Raw genomic sequence first — 21,036 nt, forward strand, 5'->3', positions numbered from 1 at the left:
AGAATATTAAGATATGGGAAATCCAAAAGCATTTCTATCCGTGCCACGTAAAGAGGCAGGATATAGACCAGTCCACGATAGAATCCACGACTTTGGTGAAGTGGAACAAACACTTAACAGTAACGACCGCCGTACACAAGCTTCACGCTGTATGGACTGCGGTGTCCCATTCTGTCATTGGGCTTGTCCATTAGGTAACAAACCACCAGAGTGGAATGATGCCTTGTTCAAAGGCGATTGGCAGCTTGCATACGAATTGCTGACCACAGATAATGACTTTCCAGAGTTTACAGGACGTATTTGTCCTGCATTGTGCGAGAAAGCCTGCGTGTTGAATCTTATGGACCACAATCCTACGACAAACCGCGAAGATGAGTGTGCAATTATTGAGCATGCGTTTTCTGAAGACTACGTACAGCCACGCATCCCAAGTCGCAACGGAAAGACTGTGGCTGTGATTGGTGGAGGTCCTGCAGGACTTGCTGCTTCAACACGACTGAATCAGCTTGGTTACAAGGTAACAGTTTTTGAAGCTTGTGAGAGTGCTGGTGGATTGCTTAGATATGGTATCCCTAACTTTAAGCTGAACAAGGCTATCATAGATCGTAGAATTGCTCTTCTTGAAGCTGAAGGTATAGAATTTAAGTACAATCAGAATATAGATTCAACGAAATTGCCTAAGGGTTATGATGCTTATGTAGTTGCCACAGGTACCCCAACGGCTCGTGATCTAAGTATTCCTGGACGTGAACTCAATGGGGTTTACTTAGCCCTTGAAATGCTTTCACAACAAAACAGAGTCCTTGCAGGAATGCAGTTCAAAAACAATGAACTTGTAAATGCTAAGGGTAAAGATGTTCTTGTGATTGGTGGTGGTGATACAGGTAGTGACTGTATTGGAACAGCTAACAGACAAGGTGCTAAGAGTGTGACACAGATAGAGATTATGCCTAAGCCTCCTGTTGGACCTGAAGATCCAAATAGTCCATGGCCTAATTGGCCTCGCACAATGAAGACTACATCAAGTCATGAGGAAGGATGCACACGTCGTTGGAATATCAACTCATTGGAATTTCTAGGTAAAGATGGAAAACTTACTGGAGTAAAAGTACAGGAAATAACATGGGAGCCTAACCCAGAAGGAGGACGCCCAATAATGAAGCCTGTTGGAAAACCAGAAGTAATAAAAGCTGACATGGTATTGTTGGCAATGGGATTCCTAAAGCCACAACATCCGCAGTTCCAAGATAATGTTTTTGTTGTTGGAGATGCTGCTAATGGTGCAAGCCTTGTTGTAAGAGCTCTTGCCAGTGGTAGGGATATTGCAGAAGAAATAGACCGCAAGTTGTCACACTAATGTAACATTTGTTTAAAACGGTTGTAATATATTGCTTTTACCTTTGTACCAAATTAAATTTAATTTGTTGCAAAGGTGGAAACAATATATTTTTGTATAGTAGTATTTCTACTATGTCTGGCAGTATTTGACCTCTTCGTTGGAGTAAGTAATGACGCAGTAAACTTCCTTCAGTCAGCAATAGGTTCGAAAGTTGCTAAATTCAGAACTGTACTTATCATTGCATCGCTTGGCGTTGTGGTAGGAGCCATTATGTCTTCGGGAATGATGGACGTTGCTCGCCATGGAATTATTATGCCGAGTCAATATTCATTCGAGGAAGTAATGACGATATTCCTTGCCGTAATGGTTACCGATGTCATCATACTTGATGTTTTCAATACACTAGGAATGCCTACATCCACTACGGTTTCACTAGTGTTTGAACTTCTTGGAGGAACATTTGTAATCGCCACGATAAAGATGATTACTGATGGGAATCTAGACTATGGAATGCTTCTCAATACAGACAAAGCGCTGAGTGTGATAGTCGCAATTTTTGTATCTGTTGCAATCGCATTTATCTTTGGTGTGATCATAATGTGGCTATCAAGACTAATATTTACATTCAACTACAAACACGGTTCGCAATTCTTAACTGTAATATTTGGTGGAATAGCTTTTACTACTCTTTCATATTTTATATTTCTGAAAGGACTTGGAAAAAGTCCTTATATTAGTTCTACCATAAGTAATTATATCAGTGCTCATACGGAAATTCTGATAGTATATACATTCTTTATTTCAACAGCTATTATGCAGATAATGCATTGGTTAGGAGGTAATATATTTAAGTTTGTTGTGCTAATGGGTACGTTTGCCCTTGCTATGGCTTTTGCAGGAAACGACCTTGTAAATTTTATAGGTGTACCTCTTGCTGGACTTGATTCGTTCAATGATTTCATAGCAAATGCCAATGGAGCGTCGCCAGCTTCTTTCCACATGAACTCGCTTATGGCTAGTGCACATACACCTCCACTATATTTGCTTGTTGCAGGAGTGATAATGATTATAGCAATGGCTAAGTCAAAGAAGGCGCATAACGTGATAAAGACTTCTGTAGATTTGAGTCGTCAGGACGAGGGAGATGAAATGTTTGGAAGTTCCAAGACAGCGAGGGCAATAGTTAGATACACACAAAACTCAAATAATTTTATAACAAAGGCATTACCAACATGTGTTACTCGTTGGATAGGCAGTCGTTTCAATAAGCGAGATTTGATTCTTGAGAATGAGAATGCAGCTTTTGATATCGTGAGGGCTGCTGTTAATCTTGTTCTTGCTTCAATGCTGATTACAATAGGAACAAATTATAAGTTGCCGCTTTCAACTACCTATGTTACATTTATGGTAGCAATGGGTTCAAGTCTTGCCGATAGGGCTTGGAGCAGAGAAAGTGCTGTATTCAGAGTAACTGGTGTTATAAGTGTGATTGGTGGGTGGTTTATCACCGCAGGATTGGCATTTATTGCATGTGCCTTAGTGTGTCTGTTGATGTATTATGGTGGAATAATTGCCAAGGTCGTTTTTATGGCAGCAGTTGTCGTAACTCTTATTCGTTCCAATCGCAATTTTTCACGTAAGTCAAAGGAGACTGAAAATGAGGATAATGCCTTCCGCCTAATGATGCGTTCAAATGATCCGGAAATAGTATGGGATTTACTTCGCAACCATGTTAGTCGTACTCAGAGCTATGTAAACAGATTTGCATTAAGCCAATACAATAAAATTGTTGAGGGACTCGCTGAAGAGAATGTGCGTGAGTTAAGTAAATGTACTAAACAGCTGAAAACAGAACTGCAAACATTAAAGAAATATAGGCGACAGGAAATGCTTGCATTAAAGAAATTACCCTTTGATATAGCAATAGAGCGCAACACGTGGTTTCATCTTGGAGCTAATTCTGACCAACAGATTATATACAGCCTTCGTCGTATGCTTGAACCAATAAAGGAACACGTAGACAATAACTTCAATCCACTTCCTGCAGGATACATTACTGAATATAGTAAGATAAACCATAAGGTAAATGACTTGATGAAACAATCAGAAGCACAGATATCTACAGGCAGATATGATAACTACCGTGATATTCTTTCTGAGGCTGATACATTGAAAAATCAGTTATCGGCGCTTCGCAAAATTCATATAGACAGAATACAATGTAGCGAAGACGACAGTGAAATGCAAATAAATATGGTCTATCTTAATTTACTTCAGGAAACTCAAGAATTCATGAGTGCAATGAGGCATCAACTTAGAGCGGCTAAAAAGTTTATTGACAATTAGAACGTTGTTCGTATTAATAATACATGGTATTCAGTGAAACCAAACACCCGTTTACCAATGTTGAAAAATCACATAGATAAACGGGTGATGATATTTGCTAAGGAGTAAGTTACTCTTTAACCATCTTCTTTACAACAGGTTTGCTGCAAGTTTTGGCTGCATTTTTGCAAGCCTTAGCATCCTTCTTGCAACACTTTTTTGCGTCAGCTGCATTCTTGCAACAAGCTTTTCCACCTTTGCAGGCTTTATCAGCATCAGCCTTGTTAGCTTTTGCACACTGTTCAACTTTATTGCATTTCTTTTCTGCCTGCTTAACATTCTGAGCATTAGCGAAACTGATGGCAGCTACCATAAGAACCGCACTTAAAACGATTTTCTTCATAGTTCAATAATTTTAGTTATATAAAAATATATATCGCAAATATAGTGTTATCTTGTCATAAAAAAAAATATTTTATCTGATTATAACATTTTTCACTTTATTTTTGTAATATCCCACGAATGACAAACCACAAGTGCATGAGTGTTGTAGTGATAAATCCATAATGTCTACACATTATATGATAACGTTCCTTGAGCGATTCCTTATGATTTTTGATGCTCATACCTCCATCAAGATAGTTCACCACGACTGTATTTACATACCTTAAAGGTAGATTGTGACGTTTTGCATCCTTCATAACTCTAATACACCAGTCTATATCAGCCGATAACTTGTAGTGTAAGTCATAATTATTGCGCTTTGCAATATCAGTACGTGCATAGAATGCCTGATGACACACTAACATGCCAAACATGAATGACCGCCAGTTGAGGTGGGATGGGGGAGATAAACGACGATGGCGCAAAAATGTTCCGTTGTCATCCACAATATCTGTATTACCATAAAGTACTCCTGGTAATTCCTCACCTTCGCCTACCATATTGGCAATAGTCTCTAATGTGGATGAAGACGGAAATACGTCTCCGGCATTTAAAAACACCAGATAATTCCCTGTTGTTTTATTTATTCCCTTGTTCATGGCATCATACAAACCATTATCCGGCTCAGAAGTAAATATTATACGATGTCTTGCATCCTGAATATCATCAGACTTCGCAATATATTCTTTAATCATCGTCACTGTATTATCATGTGACGCTCCGTCAAGAATTAGGTGTTCCACATTCTGGTATGATTGCATCAAAACACTGTCAAGAGTTCTTTGAAGAACAGAAGAAGCATCATAGGTACATGTTATAACCGAAAATGTTATCATATATTATATTTTTTAAATGCCATTGCATGATTATATACTTCGATGTATCTCATTGCTACAGAATGCTGTGAATAGTTCATTCCAACTTTATTAACAGCATTAGCACTCAGTTCTTCATAATCAGCTTCATTGAGAATCCAATTAATACCATTTGCTAAATCTTGTGTATCTTTGAATTTTGCAACATATCCATTTTTTTGATGGTCAATCATTTCTGGTATTCCACCTACTTTGAAACCAATACATGGCACTCCGCATGCCATAGCTTCCATAATTGTGTTTGGTAGGTTATCCTCTAAAGATGGAAGAACGAAAATATCTGAAGAATTATAAATGTCGATAATTCTTTTTACATCATTTATATATCCTAATGGGTATGTTGCAAGAGGTAAACGCTCTGCTATTTCTTCGGAATGTCCGCCCAATATAGCCACACATGTATTCTCTTTATATTCTGGATTGGCGCTAACTAATTTACTAAGAGCTTCAACAAAATATTCCATACCCTTGCGCTCGTCGGTAACTTTTTGTGATACAAAAAGTATTATACGCTTATTTGCGGGAAGACCTGCATTCAAACGAGAATTACTTTTATCCTTTTTATAAAATAATCTTGTATCTATTGGATTTGGAATACTAGTCACATGCTGTCCAACTAGTAGTTCACTTCGTTTTGCTTGTCCTTCCAGCCACATACTGCATGTCACGAAATGAATATTGCTATTTGTATATGTTTTCTTTTTCCTATTCCATATCTTATAAGCTAAATCCTTGTTTGACCCATTTCCAGGTAGCAGTCTGCAATTCTTACATCCAGAGTTGAAAGCTTTACATCCTCGCGCATAATGACATATAGCCGTAGCGGGCCATAAATCATGCATTGTCCATACAATAGGTTTACCTGATTTTATGATTTTGCGTATGTTCTTAAGTGAAAGCATACCTTGATTAATCCAAGAAAGATGTATAACGTCGGCTTCCTTAAATTCGCGAAGTGAAGTAATATCTATTCCAGAATTTGCAATATCTATATCAAAAAGATGCTTACGTGAAAAATGAAGATGCCAGAATATGCACCAACGCTCCCAAAGAAAATGTCTTTGATTGAGGCATTTATGAGGCAGGCCGGCAATCGTAATTTCTTCACTCAGCTTGTCTCTTACAAGCATTTTTGCCTTGACACCATTATTATTCAGTGCGTTCATAAGACGGTTTGCTGCAACTGCTGCTCCGCCTGTACTTTCGCTTGTATTTACAATAAGTACTCTCATCGCATGTGACTATTATTCATAAATAATTATACATGCAAAGATAAGATAAGTAGAGGTAAGAACAAAATAAAAATAAGAATATTCTAATTTCTTTGCAACTTTTTTTTAGTTATTGCGTCTAAACAAAAGATACTAATAAAATAGAGATGAAAAAGTTATTTTTACTAGCCATGATCACCCTTCTCTTTAGCGGAAGCATGATGGCACAAAAAACTACTATCAGTGGTACATTGAAAGATTCAATTCAGAATGCTACAGAACCTTATGCTACAATACGAGTTTATAAGGCCGGAAGCTTGCAGAAACCGATAGCAATGTCGTTGACTGATGGTGATGGAAAAATTAAGCAGGTTGTTGATGGTAAGGGAGCATTTGTTATTACATTTAATTCAGTAGGTAAAAAACTTGTAAAACGTGAATTCACAATTAATGGTGAGCCAACTGTAGATTTAGGTAATGTATATACGTCTGATGATTCTAAAGCATTAAAAGGGGTAGAAATTGTTGCCCAGAAACCTGTCGTTAAAATGGAAACCGACAAGATGACTTATAATGTTCAGGAAGATGTCGACTCAAAAAGTATGACTCTTCTAGATTTGATGCGCAAAGTTCCGATGGTTACTGTTGACGGTCAGGATAATATAACCGTGAACGGTTCTAAGTCATTCAAGATCCTTGTAGACGGTAAGGAAAATCCTATGTTTCAAGCAAATGCATCGCAGATTTTTAAGTCTATACCAGCTTCAATGGTAAAAAATGTTGAGGTTGTTACAAATCCAGGTGCTAAATATGATGCAGAGGGTACTGCAGGTATATTGAACATCAAGTTTAATCACGATTCAGGACAAAAACAAAGTGTTGATGGATATAGCGGAAACGTGAGTGCAACTGTTGGTAACAAGAGTGATCGTATGGCTGCTTATATTGGTGGCCAGCAAGGTAAACTCACATATAGTGCAAATGCAACTTTGGGTTATCAGAATATGAAAGGTATTGATATGGACTTTGAACAAACAAAGATTTTCAATGGTCAGAATTCTGTTATGAAATATAATCAGAAGTCAGACCAGAAAGTGCCTTTTGAAATGGGTAATCTTAACTTAGGATATGAAATAGATTCACTAAGCACCATTAATGCTGGTATAGGACTTACTTCTTTTGAGGCAAAGATAGATGGTACTCCCTTCACTACAATGGAAGGCGGAACATATGGTACTGGATATTCTTATAGCAACAAAATGAGATTAAGAGACTCTAGCGTAGGATTTAATGGAAACATTGACTATCAGCGATTCTTCGATAGTGACCATAAATCTTCTATCACTTTGAGTTATTTGTTCAGTAACACTCCTTCAAAGGAGAAAAGTTCACGTTACCAATATGATCCAAAGCAAGCAATGAGTGATATGTATTCCGACATGGAAACCAACGGACGTACACATACTTTGCAGGTAGACCTCGTGAATGCCCTAACTAAGAATACAACTCTTAATACTGGTGTAAAATATATCTATAGGCATAACAAGTCAGATTCAAAATATTATGACTATAAGGGTGACGAGCAGGTGCTGAATACTGATAACAGTGTGAAATATAATAACGATCAGTCTATTCTTGCTGGATATGCAGAATATGTGGCTACAATGAATAAATTCAGTACAAAGGCTGGATTGAGATACGAACATACTTGGGAAAATATTAAATATCCAGAACAAGCAGGAAAGGACTTCAATAAAGACTATGGATGTCTTGTTCCTTCGTTTACCTTAAGTTACGCGATGACTCCAATGAGCAATCTTGGCGTTAACTATTCAATGCACATACTTCGTCCTGGTATTTCTTATCTTAATCCATATGTTGACCGTTCAAACCCTACATATATATCATATGGTAATCCAAACCTTGACGTTGAGAAATCACATTATTTAAGTTTGGTTTATAATATGTATAGTGCTAAATTAATGATGAACATGACTCTTGGACAGAACTTCTGCAACAACCAGATTGCCGAATATTCTTTTGTGGATAAAGACAACGTACTCAATACAACAAGGAGAAATAATACGAAGAACAGATGGACAAACTTTAATATGTTTGCTCGTTGGACAATAAGCAAAACTTCAAGTCTGATGATGAACGGTTCAGTAGATTATGGAGATATGCGCTCAAAGGAACTAAATTGTAGCAACAACGGATGGCAGAGTAGCATTTATGCAAGTCTTGAACAGGTTTTGCCACTTAATATCAAATGGAGTTTGGGTTTATATGCTAAGACACGTGACTACAATATTCAGGGTTACACAGGTGGAATGCAGTTCTTAAATACTTCGTTGACAAAGCAACTGTTTAAAGACAGACTTACACTAAGCGTACAATATGTTAATCCGATGGGAAGTAAACTTAAGATCACGTCATACAGTGCTGGTGCTGACTTCATAAATAAAAGTCAATATTCTATTCCCCTTCATATGATTTCTTTAACTGCAGCTTGGAAGTTTGGTAACAGCAGTAAGCAGTATGGCCAACACAAGAGCAATATCACAAATGATTTTGATGAAAAGGAAAAGAAGGGTGCTGGTTCAGGAGTTGGTGGAGTAGGTCAAGGTGTAGGAATGTAAAATGTAGTATGCCATAACTATAACCGACAAAAGGTGCGACGTCATTTTGATATCGCACCTTTGTCTTTGTTTATCATTATGGCAAGTAATCGTGTTTGTTATTTACAAATTTAGTATTTAATAACAAAAAAGGCAGCACAACAGTTTGTAGGTATCAGGAAATAAAGTATCTTTGCATTATAGATAACAGTATTTGGCATAAAAAAATATTATGCATGTCGAGAAAATGAATAATTATGGCTGTAATTAGTTTTTTTAAGAATTGGACTCTGCCGATAGCGATTGTTATAGGAATAATACTGTATCTTATATTTCATTTAGTTACTTTTTTGTCTCCAATAGCTGAATGGTATGCTCCATATAATGAGAATGTATTACCAGTTTTTATGTTCCTAATATTATTTGTAACCTTCTGCAAAATTGATTTTAGAAAACTTCTTCCTGTCAAATGGCATTTGTCATCAGTTGGTCCAGGCTGTTATATTTTGTGGCAGAATATCATCAACAGTGTAGAGATATGGATGTCGCGAAGAAATGGAATAGAAAAAGTTTCAAGATAAAAATCTATCAATAAATAAAAACAATAAAATCTATGAATTTTAAAAATCTACTGCTGTCATTCCTGCTTCTAGGCAGTGCTACAATGGTAACAGCACAAAACAAAGTGAAAGGTGATTACGGTTATCTCTATTGTCACATGAGTGACTTAGGAGAATGGACTGCATTTGCAGTAAGCCGTGATGGCGTAAACTATCAGGACATAATTGGTGGTAAACCTATTTTCGACTCAAAGCAACTTGCACGTATAGAGGGTGGTACACGTGATGCATATATTACACGTACGTCTGACGGAAAATCATATATCATGGTAACTACTGATATGTGTGTGGCAAAAAGTCACAAATGGGATAACTATGGCATTGACCTCTTAAAGAGCGATGATCTTATTCACTGGACCAGTGTTACATTTGACTACAGAAAAGGACAGCAAATATTTTGTGATTCAGCAACAGCAACAAGCACTTATAAAGATTGGTCTACTGTAAACCGTGTATGGGCTCCTCAGATATTCTGGGATCCAAATTATACATGGGATAATGGCGAAAAAGGCGGATACATGATTTATTACTCAATGCTGAATAGGCCAGAAGAGGGATATGACAGAATGTATTACAGCTATGCTGACAAAACTTTCACTAAGCTTACTACTCCCAAACTACTTTTTGACTGGGGCTATGCAACTATAGATGCTGATATTAACTATTTGCCTTCGGACGGAAAGTATCATATGCTCATTAAAAAAGAAGGTGGAAAGCCTGGTATCTATACCGCTATTTCTAGTAAGTTGACTTCAGGATGGAGTGAACCTATCGAAGATGATTATGTAAATTTTGAAGGTAACAAAAAGACAGAAGGTAGCAGTGCGTTCCAACCAATAGGAAGCGATGAGTGGCGTGTGGCTTATGTTGAATACAGTAGTCGTCCACATCGTTATCGTATTTGCAAGGCTGATAAGAATATGCGTAATTTCCATGATCCTGTTGACATAAATGGTGTAACGGGACCACAGCACGGAAGTTTTATGCGTATAACCAAGCAAGAATACAATAGACTTCTGGATTTAAATAAGCTTGATGAAAAGAAATAATATATAATTTATATTATTGATATATGTAAAAGATGGTTCAACCGATTTATCGGATTAACCATCTTTTATTTTTTATGTTTGATTATTGCTATCTTTTTACTTAATAAGATTAAGAATTTTCATTCTTAATCTTATTAAGGTTTTATCAATCATGTAGAAAGCAAATATTATTAATTCAATTACACGATTGGTCGGATGCAAACATAAAAAATCCCTTGCACTCTAATAAAAAAGGACAAGGGATTTGCGCATATGTTGATAATCTAAGGTTTTAAAGTAAATCCAAAGAGTAAATAAGCTTTCTCAGTACTAGGATTAGCTGTTATTCCAGCGAATATTGGAATCGAAAAACTGTCGCTCACGCGAATGTCTTTTGTTGCTTTTAAAGATACATTGGTGACTGCAAAGCCGTTTGCTTTAGCATAGAAACTTGTTGCATAAGGTACTGCACCTACTGTGGCATTCCAACCAAGGCCGCCTAAAGTAAATGGGATGTTAGCTTCAACATAAGATGAATATGCTCGTTTTCCATCTTTATTTAATCCGTCATTTCCAGCAAAGTTAGTATACCAGTTCAGGGACATTTTTCCAAAATCATAACCTATATTTCCCTCAAACACATGTGATGTGTTGTGAGCAGAATAACTGAAATACTTGTCTATAGGAGTATTAAACCAATAGTCAGTTATTCCAGCGTGGAACTTCCCAATTGCATAGGCTGCCGTTATATCAAACTCTTTAGTGTCGTCTTTGTCACTTAATCCAACGTTGCCCCATCCTGTAAGTGACAAGCCTTTGTAGTTTAAACCTAATGTTGGTTGCAAAGAAACATCTCCTAGATCCTGTCCACGCCAGATATACTGGTTAACAACATCTGTACTTACAGTTCCGCTAACGTTATCCTGAGCGTTTGCTGGTGAAGCGAAGGCAATCATTCCGATAACCATTGCTGATAATACTTTGTTTACCATAAATAATCTTTTTTTTAGTTGTAACTAATTTATTAATACTAATAGATGATAAAGCATCTCTCTTTTCTATTATTAATTGATAAAAGCGACATCAATATGATGTCTACGGATTTAATTATATATTGTATTGTCATAACTTAAAATTTTGTGTTTGTGTGTTGTGTATTCTCTATTACTTTTCTTTTTCCGCATTATATAAGGCAAGATCACCACGTTCTCCTGTTCGTATTCTCACGGTGTCATCAACAGGAATAATGAATATTCGTCCGTCTCCAATCTTTCCAGTCCATGCTGCTTTTCTTACAGCTTCAATAGTACGCTCAACTTTTTTCTCTCTGACTACTATACTTAATAAAATGCGCTCGATACTACTAGTGTCATACATAACGCCTTGGTTAATATGCTCTTGCCTTCTTTTTCCTTCGCCCCTTACATCAGAGTAAGAAAACCATTCGATGTCGGCTGCATGCAGAGCTTTTTTGACGTCTTCAAATTTTGTCTTGCGGATAATCGCTTCAATCTTCTTCATAACCCTCATATTAAATTAATGTATATATCTTATTAGTATCAGCACCTCTATTTATCATCCTGTAAACTTTATCTGCAAAATTAAGACAAAGTGTAACTAAAAAGTTCAAATACTGATACAAAGTGAAATTAAAAATTACTAATAATCGCATTATTAACAAAACTGTATACGTATGATTACAATCTGAAAGAAAAATGAATATAAATGCTTTCAAATTATAACTTATATTAAAAAACAACATTATTTTGATACCAAACTATTGTTTATTTTGTCAAAACGTATTAAATTTGCAAACGTAATAAGACAAAACGTAAGTTTTATAAATAAGAAAGTAACAAAATGGCAAATACTATCCATTTCATCAAAATGCACGGAGCCGGTAACGATTATATATATGTCAATACTCTTATTGATATGATACCTGATCCTGCTAAGGCTTCAATAGAGTGGAGTAAGCCTCATTTTGGGATAGGCAGCGATGGTTTGGTCCTTATAGGGAGACCAACAGAAGATAGTGTTGCTGACTTTTCAATGCACATTTATAATGCAGATGGCTCTGAGGCTATGATGTGTGGCAACGCCAGTAGATGTATCGGAAAGTATCTATATGAAAAAGGTTTTACCAAAAATACGAGAATTAAATTAGAAACACTTTCTGGCGTGAAAGTTCTTAACCTGCATCTGAATGATGAAAACAAGGTTGGGAGCGTAACCGTAGACATGCTTGAGCCTATGACAACAATAGCAGAGCAGTTTACTGGTGAGCACCCTTCTCTTTCGTCAATACCAGGCGCAAAAGAAGGCGTTTTCGTTTCTATGGGAAATCCGCATTATGTGATATTTGTTGATGATATCAATGATGTTGATATAGCTGAATATGGCAAGATTCTAGAGAGAGATGATGCCTTCCCCCAGAGGTGCAATATTGAATTTGCACAACTGGTGGGTAAGGATAAATTAAGAACAAGAGTTTGGGAACGTGGTAGCGGTATCACATTGGCTTGTGGAACAGGCGCTTGCGCAACAGCTACGGCAGCGGTGATTTCAGGATTGACAGACCGTAAGGTCGACATTATAATGGATGGAGGAACTTTGAATATAGAATGGAACGAAGATGACGGACATATATATATGACAGGTCCGGCAGAATTTGTTTTCGAAGGTGAAATTCAAATTCCATAACAAAGGTCACAAACTTAACAACACAATAAAAAATTATGGCATTAATAAACGAACATTTTTTAAAATTGCCAGGCAATTATCTGTTTGCAGACATTGCAAAGAAGGTAAATGCTTACAAGGTATCACATCCCAAGCAGAAGGTTATCAGCCTTGGTATTGGTGATGTTACTCAGCCTCTTTGCCCGGCTGTAATTGAAGCTATGCACAAGGCCACAGACGAAATGGCTAAAAAGGCTAGTTTTAGAGGATATGGTCCAGAAAGAGGATACGATTTCTTGCGTGAGGCAATTATCAAGAATGATTTTCTCCCTAGGGGAATACATCTTGATATGAATGAGATATTCGTAAACGATGGAGCCAAGAGCGATACTGGAAATTTCCAGGAAATTTTGCGTTGGGACAACAATATCGGAGTTACAGATCCTGTTTATCCAGTCTACATAGATTCAAATGTGATGATTGGACGTGCTGGCGTTTTCGAAAATGGTGCATGGAGTAATGTAACATACATACCTTGTACTGCTGACAATAACTTCATTCCGCAAATTCCTGATCACCGTGTAGATATGATCTACCTGTGTTATCCTAACAATCCTACGGGAACAGTTCTAACTAAAGAGGAACTTCGAAAATGGGTTAACTATGCAATCCACAATGATTCAATCATTCTTTACGATGCTGCTTATCAGGCTTATATTCGTGATGAGTCTATTCCTCACTCTATTTATGAGATACGGGGCGCTAGAAAGGTAGCTGTGGAATTCCATAGTTATTCAAAGACAGCAGGATTCACAGGAATAAGATGTGGATACACCATCGTACCTAAAGAACTTACCGCTTCTGCTCTTGATGGAACAGGGCGTGCTAGTCTTAACCAGATTTGGGATCGTCGCCAATGCACAAAGTTCAATGGCACAAGTTATATCAGTCAGCGAGCTGCTGAGGCTATTTACACTCCTGAAGGTCGTAAGCAAGTTAAAGAAGTAATAGACTATTATATGGAGAATGCCGACATAATGCGCGACAGTCTTACACGCCTAGGATACAAAGTCTTTGGCGGAATAAATGCTCCTTATCTTTGGGTAAAGACTCCAGAAGGAATAGATAGTTGGAAATTCTTTGAGCAGTTACTGTATGGAGCAAGTGTAGTCTGCACTCCAGGTGTTGGTTTTGGACCAAGTGGAGAAGGTTATATCCGTCTCACGGCATTTGGTGATCGTGAAGACTGTAGGGAAGCCATGAAGCGCATTGCTGAATGGACTTTAAAATAAAGAAATATATAATCACACAAACACTGAATTTATATATACACGTATGACAAATCTAAGATTCGAAGCCGTAGCTGAAGCTTCACGTAAGAAGCCACTAGAAGTGGCAACACCTGCCGAACGACCATCTGAGTTTTTCGGAAAGAAGGTTTTCAATCGTCAGAAAATGTATAAATATCTACCTGCTGACATTTATGCCAAGCTTGTAGATGTTATCGACAACGGCGCACGCCTTGATCGCTCTATAGCCAATGAGGTTGCAAAGGGCATGAAGCAGTGGGCTGACGATAATGAAGTCACTCATTACACTCACTGGTTCCAGCCTCTTACTGAAGGTACTGCCGAGAAGCATGATGCCTTTATAGAGCATGATGGAAAAGGTGGAATGATAGAAGAATTCTCTGGAAAACTTCTTGCCCAGCAGGAACCTGATGCTTCTTCTTTCCCTTCTGGCGGTATCAGAAATACTTTTGAAGCTCGTGGTTATAGTGCATGGGATCCTACATCACCAGTATTTATTATTGATGATACTCTTTGTATACCTACTATATTTATATCATACACAGGTGAGGCTCTTGACTATAAGGCTCCTTTGCTCCGTGCTTTACGTGCTGTAAGTACTGCTGCATCAGAGGTTTGTCACTATTTCGATCCAGAAGTAAAGAAGGTTACAAGTAACCTTGGATGGGAACAGGAATACTTCCTTGTAGACGAGAACTTATACGCAGCTCGCCCAGATCTTATGTTGACTGGCAGAACCCTTATGGGACATGATTCTGCAAAGAATCAGCAGATGGACGACCATTATTTCGGAACTATTCCTGAGCGTGTACAGAATTTTATGAAAGACCTTGAAATACAGGCTTTAGAATTAGGTATTCCTTGTAAAACACGCCATAATGAAGTTGCTCCAAATCAGTTTGAACTCGCTCCAATCTTCGAAGAAACTAACCTAGCAGTAGACCATAACATGTTGTTGATGAGCTTAATGAAGAAAATAGCTCATAAGCACGGATTCCGTGTATTGCTCCACGAAAAACCTTTTGCCGGAATTAATGGTAGTGGTAAGCACAATAACTGGAGTCTTAGCACAGATACAGGCGTACTTCTTCATGGTCCTGGTAAAACTCCTATCGACAACTTAAGATTTGTTGTATTTATTGTTGAGACTTTGGTGGGAGTTTATCGTCACAACGGACTTCTCAAGGCAAGTATAATGAGTGCTACCAATGCTCATCGTCTTGGAGCTAACGAGGCACCTCCAGCTATCATCTCAAGTTTCTTGGGTAAGCAGTTAAGTGATTTACTTGAGCATATTGAAAAGTCAGACAAGAAAGATTTGTTTGATGTTGCCGGTAAGAAGGGCGTTAAGCTTGATATCCCAGAGATTCCAGAGATTATCATTGATAATACTGACCGTAACCGTACATCACCATTTGCCTTCACAGGAAACCGTTTTGAATTCCGTGCTGTAGGTAGTGAGGCAAACTGTGCTAGTGCAATGATTGTACTTAACACTGCTGTTGCTGAAGCTTTGACAGATTTCAAGAAGCGTGTAGATGCACTTATTGCTAAGGGCGAAGACAAGATTGCTGCTATTATCGACATCGTTCGTGAAGACATCGTTGCTTCAAAGCCTATCCATTTTGATGGAAACGGATATAGTGACGAGTGGGTAGTAGAAGCTGCAAAACGTGGATTGGATTGCGAAAAGTCTTGTCCAGTAATCTTCGAGCGCTATCTCGACAAGGACAGCATCAAGATGTTTGAGGACATGAACGTTATGCAGGAGAATGAACTTATTGCCCGCAATGAGGTTAAATGGGAAACCTATACTAAGAAAATTCAGATTGAGGCTCGCGTAATGGGCGACCTTAGCATGAACCATATTATTCCTGTGGCTACTCATTATCAGAGCCAGCTTGCAAAGAATGTAGAAAACATGATTGACATCTTTGGTAAGGAAAAGGCTACCTCTCTATCTTCACGTAACATAAAGATTATTGAGGAAATTGCTGTCCGTACGAAAAAGATTGAGGCTGGTGTCGAGGATTTGGTAAATGCAAGAAAGGTTGCCAATAAAATTGAGAGCGAGTATGATAAAGCCATCGCTTACCACGACACAGTGGAACCAAAGATGGAAGAAATTCGTTACGAAATAGATAAGTTGGAACTAGTAGTTGCCGATGAACTTTGGACTCTTCCAAAATATAGGGAACTACTCTTCATCAGATAAAACACCAATCTATTTCTTTATTGGTTGTTTAAGTTTGCTGCGGGATGTGATCGTGAGATTACATCCCGTTTTTATTAATATTTCCTTAATTGACGATATCTTATTTCATATATCTTATCAAACATCTGTTCCCATAGGTTAAGTTCCTTGTCATCAGCAGATTTTATACTCAGTCCGTAAAGCTTAGTACCGGTGTTGCGGTAATTCTTTAGTTTAGCTATGTAATCCTTTCCTACCATAGGAATTAGAAAATCGCTGACAAGCAGAATGTCTGCGTTGACATAATGGTTTTGTTCATCATCGAGTAGATTGAATGTAGCGTCAAGCAATTTTTTTGCACTTGTTCCTCCACCAATAAAAGGTACGTGTCCTTTGGCAAATTTTTCTTCGTCTGCATCCTTAAATCCAAGGTTCATCATTCGTTTCCGTTGTCTTCGTGCCATAAGATCAATTGGTCTTATAGAAACACTGAAATCAATAAGAAAACAATCTCTCCTTAATTCTTCGGCAGTATCTTCAAGTAATGCCAAAAGTGAAGCCGTGATGCGTTGTGGAGTTCCATACATACTTGCCGAAGTATCAAGGCATACGATCATTGGACCACGTCTGCTTGCGTGAGTAAAACCAAGTTTACGCGAAGGCTTACTCATCTCGCTCTTATATCTGAATGTCTGTAATCGTTTGGTCAGAAATTTGTAGATGAACATGTCACCCATTGCGTCGTCACAATATTGTGCAAGTTCAAGAGGCAGTAATGAGTTTAAATCATTGCCCACGGTTATTCCTTCAATATCGCTTCCGCTTGAATGCTCCATTTTCATAGCCGTTCCTGATGATATTGTTAGTCTGTCCCGACCATTTGAGTCTGCTGTACGTCCCATGCAAGCAGCGATTTCCTTTATTTCTGGGTATTTGTCCTGAACCTTCACAACGTTAAGCCGTCTTTCAAATTCCGTTTCGGTCCATTGTCCGTCCATCATGTCCCAAGCCTGTATAGCTTGCTGTTCAATTATATTGTGAGATTGCATGTAGTTTCCAACCTGCCTCATAACAATGTCCAATCCTTTTTTGAAATCGTCTTTCCGTTTTACGATATGCTCTTTGCTTTCGTTTTCAATATGTCTGTCAAGTGTAAGCTGCCATTCGTTAACCAACTTTTCCCAGTTAGCGTTTTCTTTGCATCCATCGCCTGAAAGTATACGAAGCATGAAATCCTTGTCGAATCCGAATCCAGGATGCCTTGCCGAAATATCATCAATAAGGTTTTGCAGTGCCTTACTGTCGTTTCTTTTAGCTTCAGACCATTTCAGTACTTTAATCATGTTATTGCGCTCAGTCCATGCTCGCTGGTTTTGAAAATCCTCGTAATGAGTGCATTCAGCAATGAATTTCCCTACGGCAGAATAAAATATCTTTGCACTCAGTCTGCTTGTCTGAATCATGGTTCTATATTTAGCTTCGCCCATGAGTTTCTGTAGAAAGTCCATTAACGGATCTTTCTTTATAACCCATGGCTTACCCTCAATTGCATCAGACGGAATAGAAGGTACATTTCCAGAATGACAAAAATCATTTAGGAGTTTCAAATATAGGGAGTTCATCTTTTAATACGTTATTTTCTCTATATCCTGTCGTGTAAAAGCTATTTCTTTGTAGAAATCAGCAAGATACAATTTTATTTCGCGTCTGTCTTCATCATTGATAAACATGTTATTTTCAAGTTCCTTTTGCATGTCATTAAGATTGTCAGCAAGCAAATCTATTTCTTTCGAGTAGTCCCTGTATTCTTTTGTATCTTCAGCAATTGGAGCTGTTTTTTCGTCGTTAACATCGATCTTTTCAATATCAAACCTCAAACCGTCAATATACACGTTGTCATTATCACGTGCTAAGCTTACAGGTCGACTGCCCAATGGAACTTTACTACCATCATATGCCTTTATTACTGTAATCTTTTCGTTTCTTGGATCTTGGAACATTAATCCTTCCTCTCCTTCCTCTCCAACTTCGGGTAATTGCCTGAAGTCAGTCATTACTATGAACGAATGTCCTGTATCATGTTTGGCAAGTCTGTAGTAATAGTTGCTGTAAGTTTTCTTGTCTGCATCTCTCTGGCGTTGTCTCGCTGTACTTCTTCCAACTCTTTGCTGCAAACTGCTGTTTCTTATCTCATCCTCCAAATCTTGTTTTAGTTTGGCAAATCTTAATGCACATTGTGCGAATATAGCCCTGATGACGATTCTTCTCACAGCATTACGCTCGTCAGGTTCCTGCCACAGACAATGATACATAGGCAGTAGATCGCAAGTCATAACAGATTTTCTGTCGTGCATGAAAGCAGATGTGCGCACAAGTCGTGCTATCTTCTTCCATCTTCTGTCGCTGATGTATATGTCGCGACGTTCTTCAGCTCCGTCCACTTCAACGGTTCTTAGTGCCTTTCTAATGTCTTTTATGCAATCCATAGCCTGAATGCTAATATCAACTTGTTCAATATCCTTTGACCATTGGGCATATTCATCATTAGAAATTTTTATTTCATTGTCAGCAAAGTCTTCGTTATCATCACCTCCCATCATCATTAAAGTAAAGTTTGCTTCTTCTCTTATCGCACAACTTTCAATTCTAATGATAAATCTATCCCACAGAGCCTCTAGACCCTCGCCACGTGCAGGCAACTCGTTGCTAGCAGCAACAAGAAGTTTAAGTGGTAGTTTGATCTCGTTTCTTCCATTACGGAAAAGTTTCTCGTTGATAACTGTAAGCAATGAGTTTTGGATAGCTGGTCCAGCCTTCCATATTTCATCAAGAAACACCACGTCGCAACTAGGCAGATATCCATCTGTAGAACGTTCATATATATCATTGTTCTTTAGTTGCGAAATAGATACAGGACCGAATATCTCGTCAGGAGTTGAAAATCTGGACATAAGATATTCAAATGAACGTGCATTTCTGAAGGCACTTTTTAGTCTGCGTGCCACCATACTCTTTGCCACGCCCGGAGGACCGAGAAGGATGATACTCTCACCGGCTATTGCAGCGAGTAGAGATAGACTTATTTCTGAGTCCTTCTCATATATATTCTTGTTCATCTCGTTAATGAGACTCTGCATTCTTTGTTTCATTTCCATACGTGAGTATAAAGTTAATTAGTTTTTCCGTCATATAATATCAGCCGATAAATCTTATAAACTTTTTTAACGACAACGAAGTTGGATTAGCCATAAAAAAAAGGTGTTGCTCTTTAGGAACAACACCTTTAAATTATTTATCTATAATAGATACTCTAATTATAGAACAGGAGTCAAAACAACTTTATTAGCACCATCATAGCTTAAAAACAATTGAACTTTATATGTTCCGGCTGTTTCTAGTTTCAAGTTTGTACCATTATTTGCTGTCAGGTTAGTGAAATCGCTAGCTGTTGACTTTCCTCCCCAACTGAGAAGCCATTTGTGATCAGCACGGAATTTCATTTCGCCAGTTGTCAATGTTACTGTACCTTCCCAAGCACCATTAGAGGTGTTGTAAGTAAGGTCAAAATCTTTATCCCAATTACCGTAGACAGAACCAATGATACTGATACTTCCTATATTAGTTAAACTGTATGTTCCTGCACTGAAATCAACATTAATTTTGTAGAAGCCTGCTCCAGGATCAGGTATGTTGCCAGATGCACTACTTGCAATTTTTCCATCACTTACATATCCTAAAGCGTTATCCCAGTTATCTACATTTGGCCTGAATTTGAACTGACCATTCAAATAATAGTAACCTTCATATAATCCATCAAAATTAGCACCATAGAGGGCATGCGCAGTCTGCCATCCTGATTCATTTCCAACTTCATAAACAAATTGACCGTAATTTGTCTTTACTAAGTTGATTGTAGAATTAAATTTTTCTGCAGTCTTAACATATCCAGTACCGCCAACCATGTGAATGGTATCTGTTACAAGTGTTTCAACAGTACGAACAACATCACTCTTACCATACAGAGTTTCAATAGCTTTTTGTAGTTCGCTAGCTTTAACATTACCATTAGCACTAGCAGCTAAGACTACACTATTTGATTTATCTGCACTAAATAGTGTCACAGCTAGTCCTTGTGTTGAAACAGTAGCTGTTGTTGTAACTTTAGATGTAAAGAGAGCTACTGAGTCTGTTGTTACTGTATTAAAATTAATGGCAGCAGCAGGGGTTGCTGCGAAAGCAACAGTAATTGGACTTTCTTCCGCATTACTCTGTGGGGCAGCCCAATCTTGGTATTCGTTTGAACCGCAACTTGCTAATGCAAGTGCTACGCCCAATGTATATAATACTCTTTTCATGTTATTTTGTCTTTATAAAGCAGGAGTGGAGCAGT

At 37.9% G+C, this 21,036-nt stretch carries 16 protein-coding genes; 8 read left to right on the top strand and 8 right to left on the bottom strand.

The window, feature by feature from the left end; translation table 11 throughout:
* The first annotated feature begins 13 nt into the window (after positions 1 to 13).
* Complete coding sequence (locus tag B045_RS0111420) at positions 14 to 1,357, top strand: glutamate synthase subunit beta (RefSeq protein WP_018464394.1); 1,344 nt, start codon at positions 14 to 16, stop codon at positions 1,355 to 1,357.
* Between the two features lie 75 nt (positions 1,358 to 1,432).
* Positions 1,433 to 3,685, top strand: a complete 2,253-nt coding sequence (locus tag B045_RS0111425) for an inorganic phosphate transporter (protein ID WP_018464395.1) — start codon at positions 1,433 to 1,435, stop codon at positions 3,683 to 3,685.
* Between the two features lie 109 nt (positions 3,686 to 3,794).
* Here the strand turns inward: B045_RS0111425 and B045_RS0111430 are convergent, their stop codons facing one another.
* The 3 genes from B045_RS0111430 to B045_RS0111440 form a co-directional block, all read right to left on the bottom strand.
* Positions 3,795 to 4,067 carry a hypothetical protein gene (locus B045_RS0111430; protein WP_018464396.1) on the bottom strand — a complete coding sequence of 91 codons (273 nt, stop codon included), beginning with the start codon at positions 4,065 to 4,067 and terminating at the stop codon, positions 3,795 to 3,797.
* Positions 4,068 to 4,164: 97 nt separating this feature from the next.
* Positions 4,165 to 4,944 (bottom strand): glycosyltransferase family 2 protein, encoded by a 780-nt coding sequence (locus B045_RS0111435; protein ID WP_018464397.1) that lies wholly within the window; start codon positions 4,942 to 4,944, stop codon positions 4,165 to 4,167.
* Entirely contained in the window at positions 4,941 to 6,215 is a 1,275-nt protein-coding gene (locus tag B045_RS0111440; RefSeq protein ID WP_018464398.1) for a glycosyltransferase family 4 protein, read from the bottom strand. The genes B045_RS0111435 and B045_RS0111440 overlap by 4 nt, the downstream gene beginning before the upstream one ends.
* A gap of 146 nt (positions 6,216 to 6,361) precedes the next feature.
* On the opposite strand from B045_RS0111440, the gene B045_RS0111445 reads away from it, so the two are divergent.
* From B045_RS0111445 to B045_RS0111455, 3 genes are all read left to right on the top strand, one after another.
* On the top strand, positions 6,362 to 8,833 hold the full coding sequence (locus B045_RS0111445) for an outer membrane beta-barrel family protein (protein ID WP_025883238.1): 2,472 nt from the start codon (positions 6,362 to 6,364) through the stop codon (positions 8,831 to 8,833).
* A 236-nt stretch (positions 8,834 to 9,069) separates the two neighbouring features.
* Positions 9,070 to 9,393 (top strand): hypothetical protein, encoded by a 324-nt coding sequence (locus B045_RS0111450; RefSeq protein ID WP_018464400.1) that lies wholly within the window; start codon positions 9,070 to 9,072, stop codon positions 9,391 to 9,393.
* A 32-nt stretch (positions 9,394 to 9,425) separates the two neighbouring features.
* On the top strand, positions 9,426 to 10,481 hold the full coding sequence (locus B045_RS0111455) for a glycoside hydrolase family 43 protein (protein ID WP_025883237.1): 1,056 nt from the start codon (positions 9,426 to 9,428) through the stop codon (positions 10,479 to 10,481).
* Between the two features lie 263 nt (positions 10,482 to 10,744).
* Here the strand turns inward: B045_RS0111455 and B045_RS0111460 are convergent, their stop codons facing one another.
* Together B045_RS0111460 and B045_RS0111465 are read right to left on the bottom strand one after the other, a co-directional pair.
* Positions 10,745 to 11,452 carry a hypothetical protein gene (locus B045_RS0111460; RefSeq protein WP_018464402.1) on the bottom strand — a complete coding sequence of 236 codons (708 nt, stop codon included), beginning with the start codon at positions 11,450 to 11,452 and terminating at the stop codon, positions 10,745 to 10,747.
* Positions 11,453 to 11,624: 172 nt separating this feature from the next.
* Positions 11,625 to 11,981 (bottom strand): P-II family nitrogen regulator, encoded by a 357-nt coding sequence (locus B045_RS0111465; RefSeq protein WP_018464403.1) that lies wholly within the window; start codon positions 11,979 to 11,981, stop codon positions 11,625 to 11,627.
* Between the two features lie 339 nt (positions 11,982 to 12,320).
* Between B045_RS0111465 and dapF the strand changes: the two genes are divergently transcribed.
* Genes dapF through B045_RS0111480 form a run of 3 tightly spaced genes read left to right on the top strand, consistent with a single transcriptional unit; the run spans position 12,321 to position 16,667 of the window.
* Complete coding sequence (dapF, locus tag B045_RS0111470; protein WP_018464404.1) at positions 12,321 to 13,163, top strand: diaminopimelate epimerase; 843 nt, start codon at positions 12,321 to 12,323, stop codon at positions 13,161 to 13,163.
* A gap of 35 nt (positions 13,164 to 13,198) precedes the next feature.
* Entirely contained in the window at positions 13,199 to 14,434 is a 1,236-nt protein-coding gene (locus tag B045_RS0111475) for an LL-diaminopimelate aminotransferase (protein WP_018464405.1), read from the top strand.
* 43 nt (positions 14,435 to 14,477) lie between these two features.
* Complete coding sequence (locus B045_RS0111480) at positions 14,478 to 16,667, top strand: glutamine synthetase III family protein (RefSeq protein ID WP_018464406.1); 2,190 nt, start codon at positions 14,478 to 14,480, stop codon at positions 16,665 to 16,667.
* 74 nt (positions 16,668 to 16,741) lie between these two features.
* On the opposite strand, the gene B045_RS0111485 is transcribed toward B045_RS0111480, so the two are convergent.
* From B045_RS0111485 to B045_RS0111495, 3 genes are all read right to left on the bottom strand, one after another.
* Entirely contained in the window at positions 16,742 to 18,268 is a 1,527-nt protein-coding gene (locus B045_RS0111485) for a vWA domain-containing protein (RefSeq protein WP_018464407.1), read from the bottom strand.
* A 3-nt stretch (positions 18,269 to 18,271) separates the two neighbouring features.
* Positions 18,272 to 19,795: an AAA family ATPase gene (locus B045_RS0111490; protein WP_154650166.1), complete on the bottom strand. Its 1,524-nt coding sequence runs from the start codon at positions 19,793 to 19,795 to the stop codon at positions 18,272 to 18,274.
* 165 nt (positions 19,796 to 19,960) lie between these two features.
* On the bottom strand, positions 19,961 to 21,001 hold the full coding sequence (locus B045_RS0111495; RefSeq protein WP_018464409.1) for a DUF5115 domain-containing protein: 1,041 nt from the start codon (positions 20,999 to 21,001) through the stop codon (positions 19,961 to 19,963).
* Positions 21,002 to 21,036: the final 35 nt, after the last annotated feature.

It is taken from the genome of Segatella paludivivens DSM 17968 = JCM 13650, assembly GCF_000373185.1.
GTDB classification, from domain to species: Bacteria; Bacteroidota; Bacteroidia; order Bacteroidales; family Bacteroidaceae; genus Prevotella; species Prevotella paludivivens.

Coding starts and splice junctions, on each gene's coding strand:
- B045_RS0111465 (WP_018464403.1), bottom strand. CDS start 11,981: ATGAAGAAGATTGAAGCGATTATCCGCAAGACAAAATTTGAAGACGTC.
- B045_RS0111485 (WP_018464407.1), bottom strand. CDS start 18,268: ATGAACTCCCTATATTTGAAACTCCTAAATGATTTTTGTCATTCTGGA.
- B045_RS0111450 (WP_018464400.1), top strand. CDS start 9,070: ATGGCTGTAATTAGTTTTTTTAAGAATTGGACTCTGCCGATAGCGATT.
- B045_RS0111460 (WP_018464402.1), bottom strand. CDS start 11,452: ATGGTAAACAAAGTATTATCAGCAATGGTTATCGGAATGATTGCCTTC.
- B045_RS0111475 (WP_018464405.1), top strand. CDS start 13,199: ATGGCATTAATAAACGAACATTTTTTAAAATTGCCAGGCAATTATCTG.
- B045_RS0111420 (WP_018464394.1), top strand. CDS start 14: ATGGGAAATCCAAAAGCATTTCTATCCGTGCCACGTAAAGAGGCAGGA.
- B045_RS0111445 (WP_025883238.1), top strand. CDS start 6,362: ATGAAAAAGTTATTTTTACTAGCCATGATCACCCTTCTCTTTAGCGGA.
- B045_RS0111490 (WP_154650166.1), bottom strand. CDS start 19,795: ATGAAACAAAGAATGCAGAGTCTCATTAACGAGATGAACAAGAATATA.
- B045_RS0111430 (WP_018464396.1), bottom strand. CDS start 4,067: ATGAAGAAAATCGTTTTAAGTGCGGTTCTTATGGTAGCTGCCATCAGT.
- B045_RS0111435 (WP_018464397.1), bottom strand. CDS start 4,944: ATGATAACATTTTCGGTTATAACATGTACCTATGATGCTTCTTCTGTT.
- B045_RS0111455 (WP_025883237.1), top strand. CDS start 9,426: ATGAATTTTAAAAATCTACTGCTGTCATTCCTGCTTCTAGGCAGTGCT.
- B045_RS0111480 (WP_018464406.1), top strand. CDS start 14,478: ATGACAAATCTAAGATTCGAAGCCGTAGCTGAAGCTTCACGTAAGAAG.
- B045_RS0111440 (WP_018464398.1), bottom strand. CDS start 6,215: ATGAGAGTACTTATTGTAAATACAAGCGAAAGTACAGGCGGAGCAGCA.
- dapF (WP_018464404.1), top strand. CDS start 12,321: ATGGCAAATACTATCCATTTCATCAAAATGCACGGAGCCGGTAACGAT.
- B045_RS0111495 (WP_018464409.1), bottom strand. CDS start 21,001: ATGAAAAGAGTATTATATACATTGGGCGTAGCACTTGCATTAGCAAGT.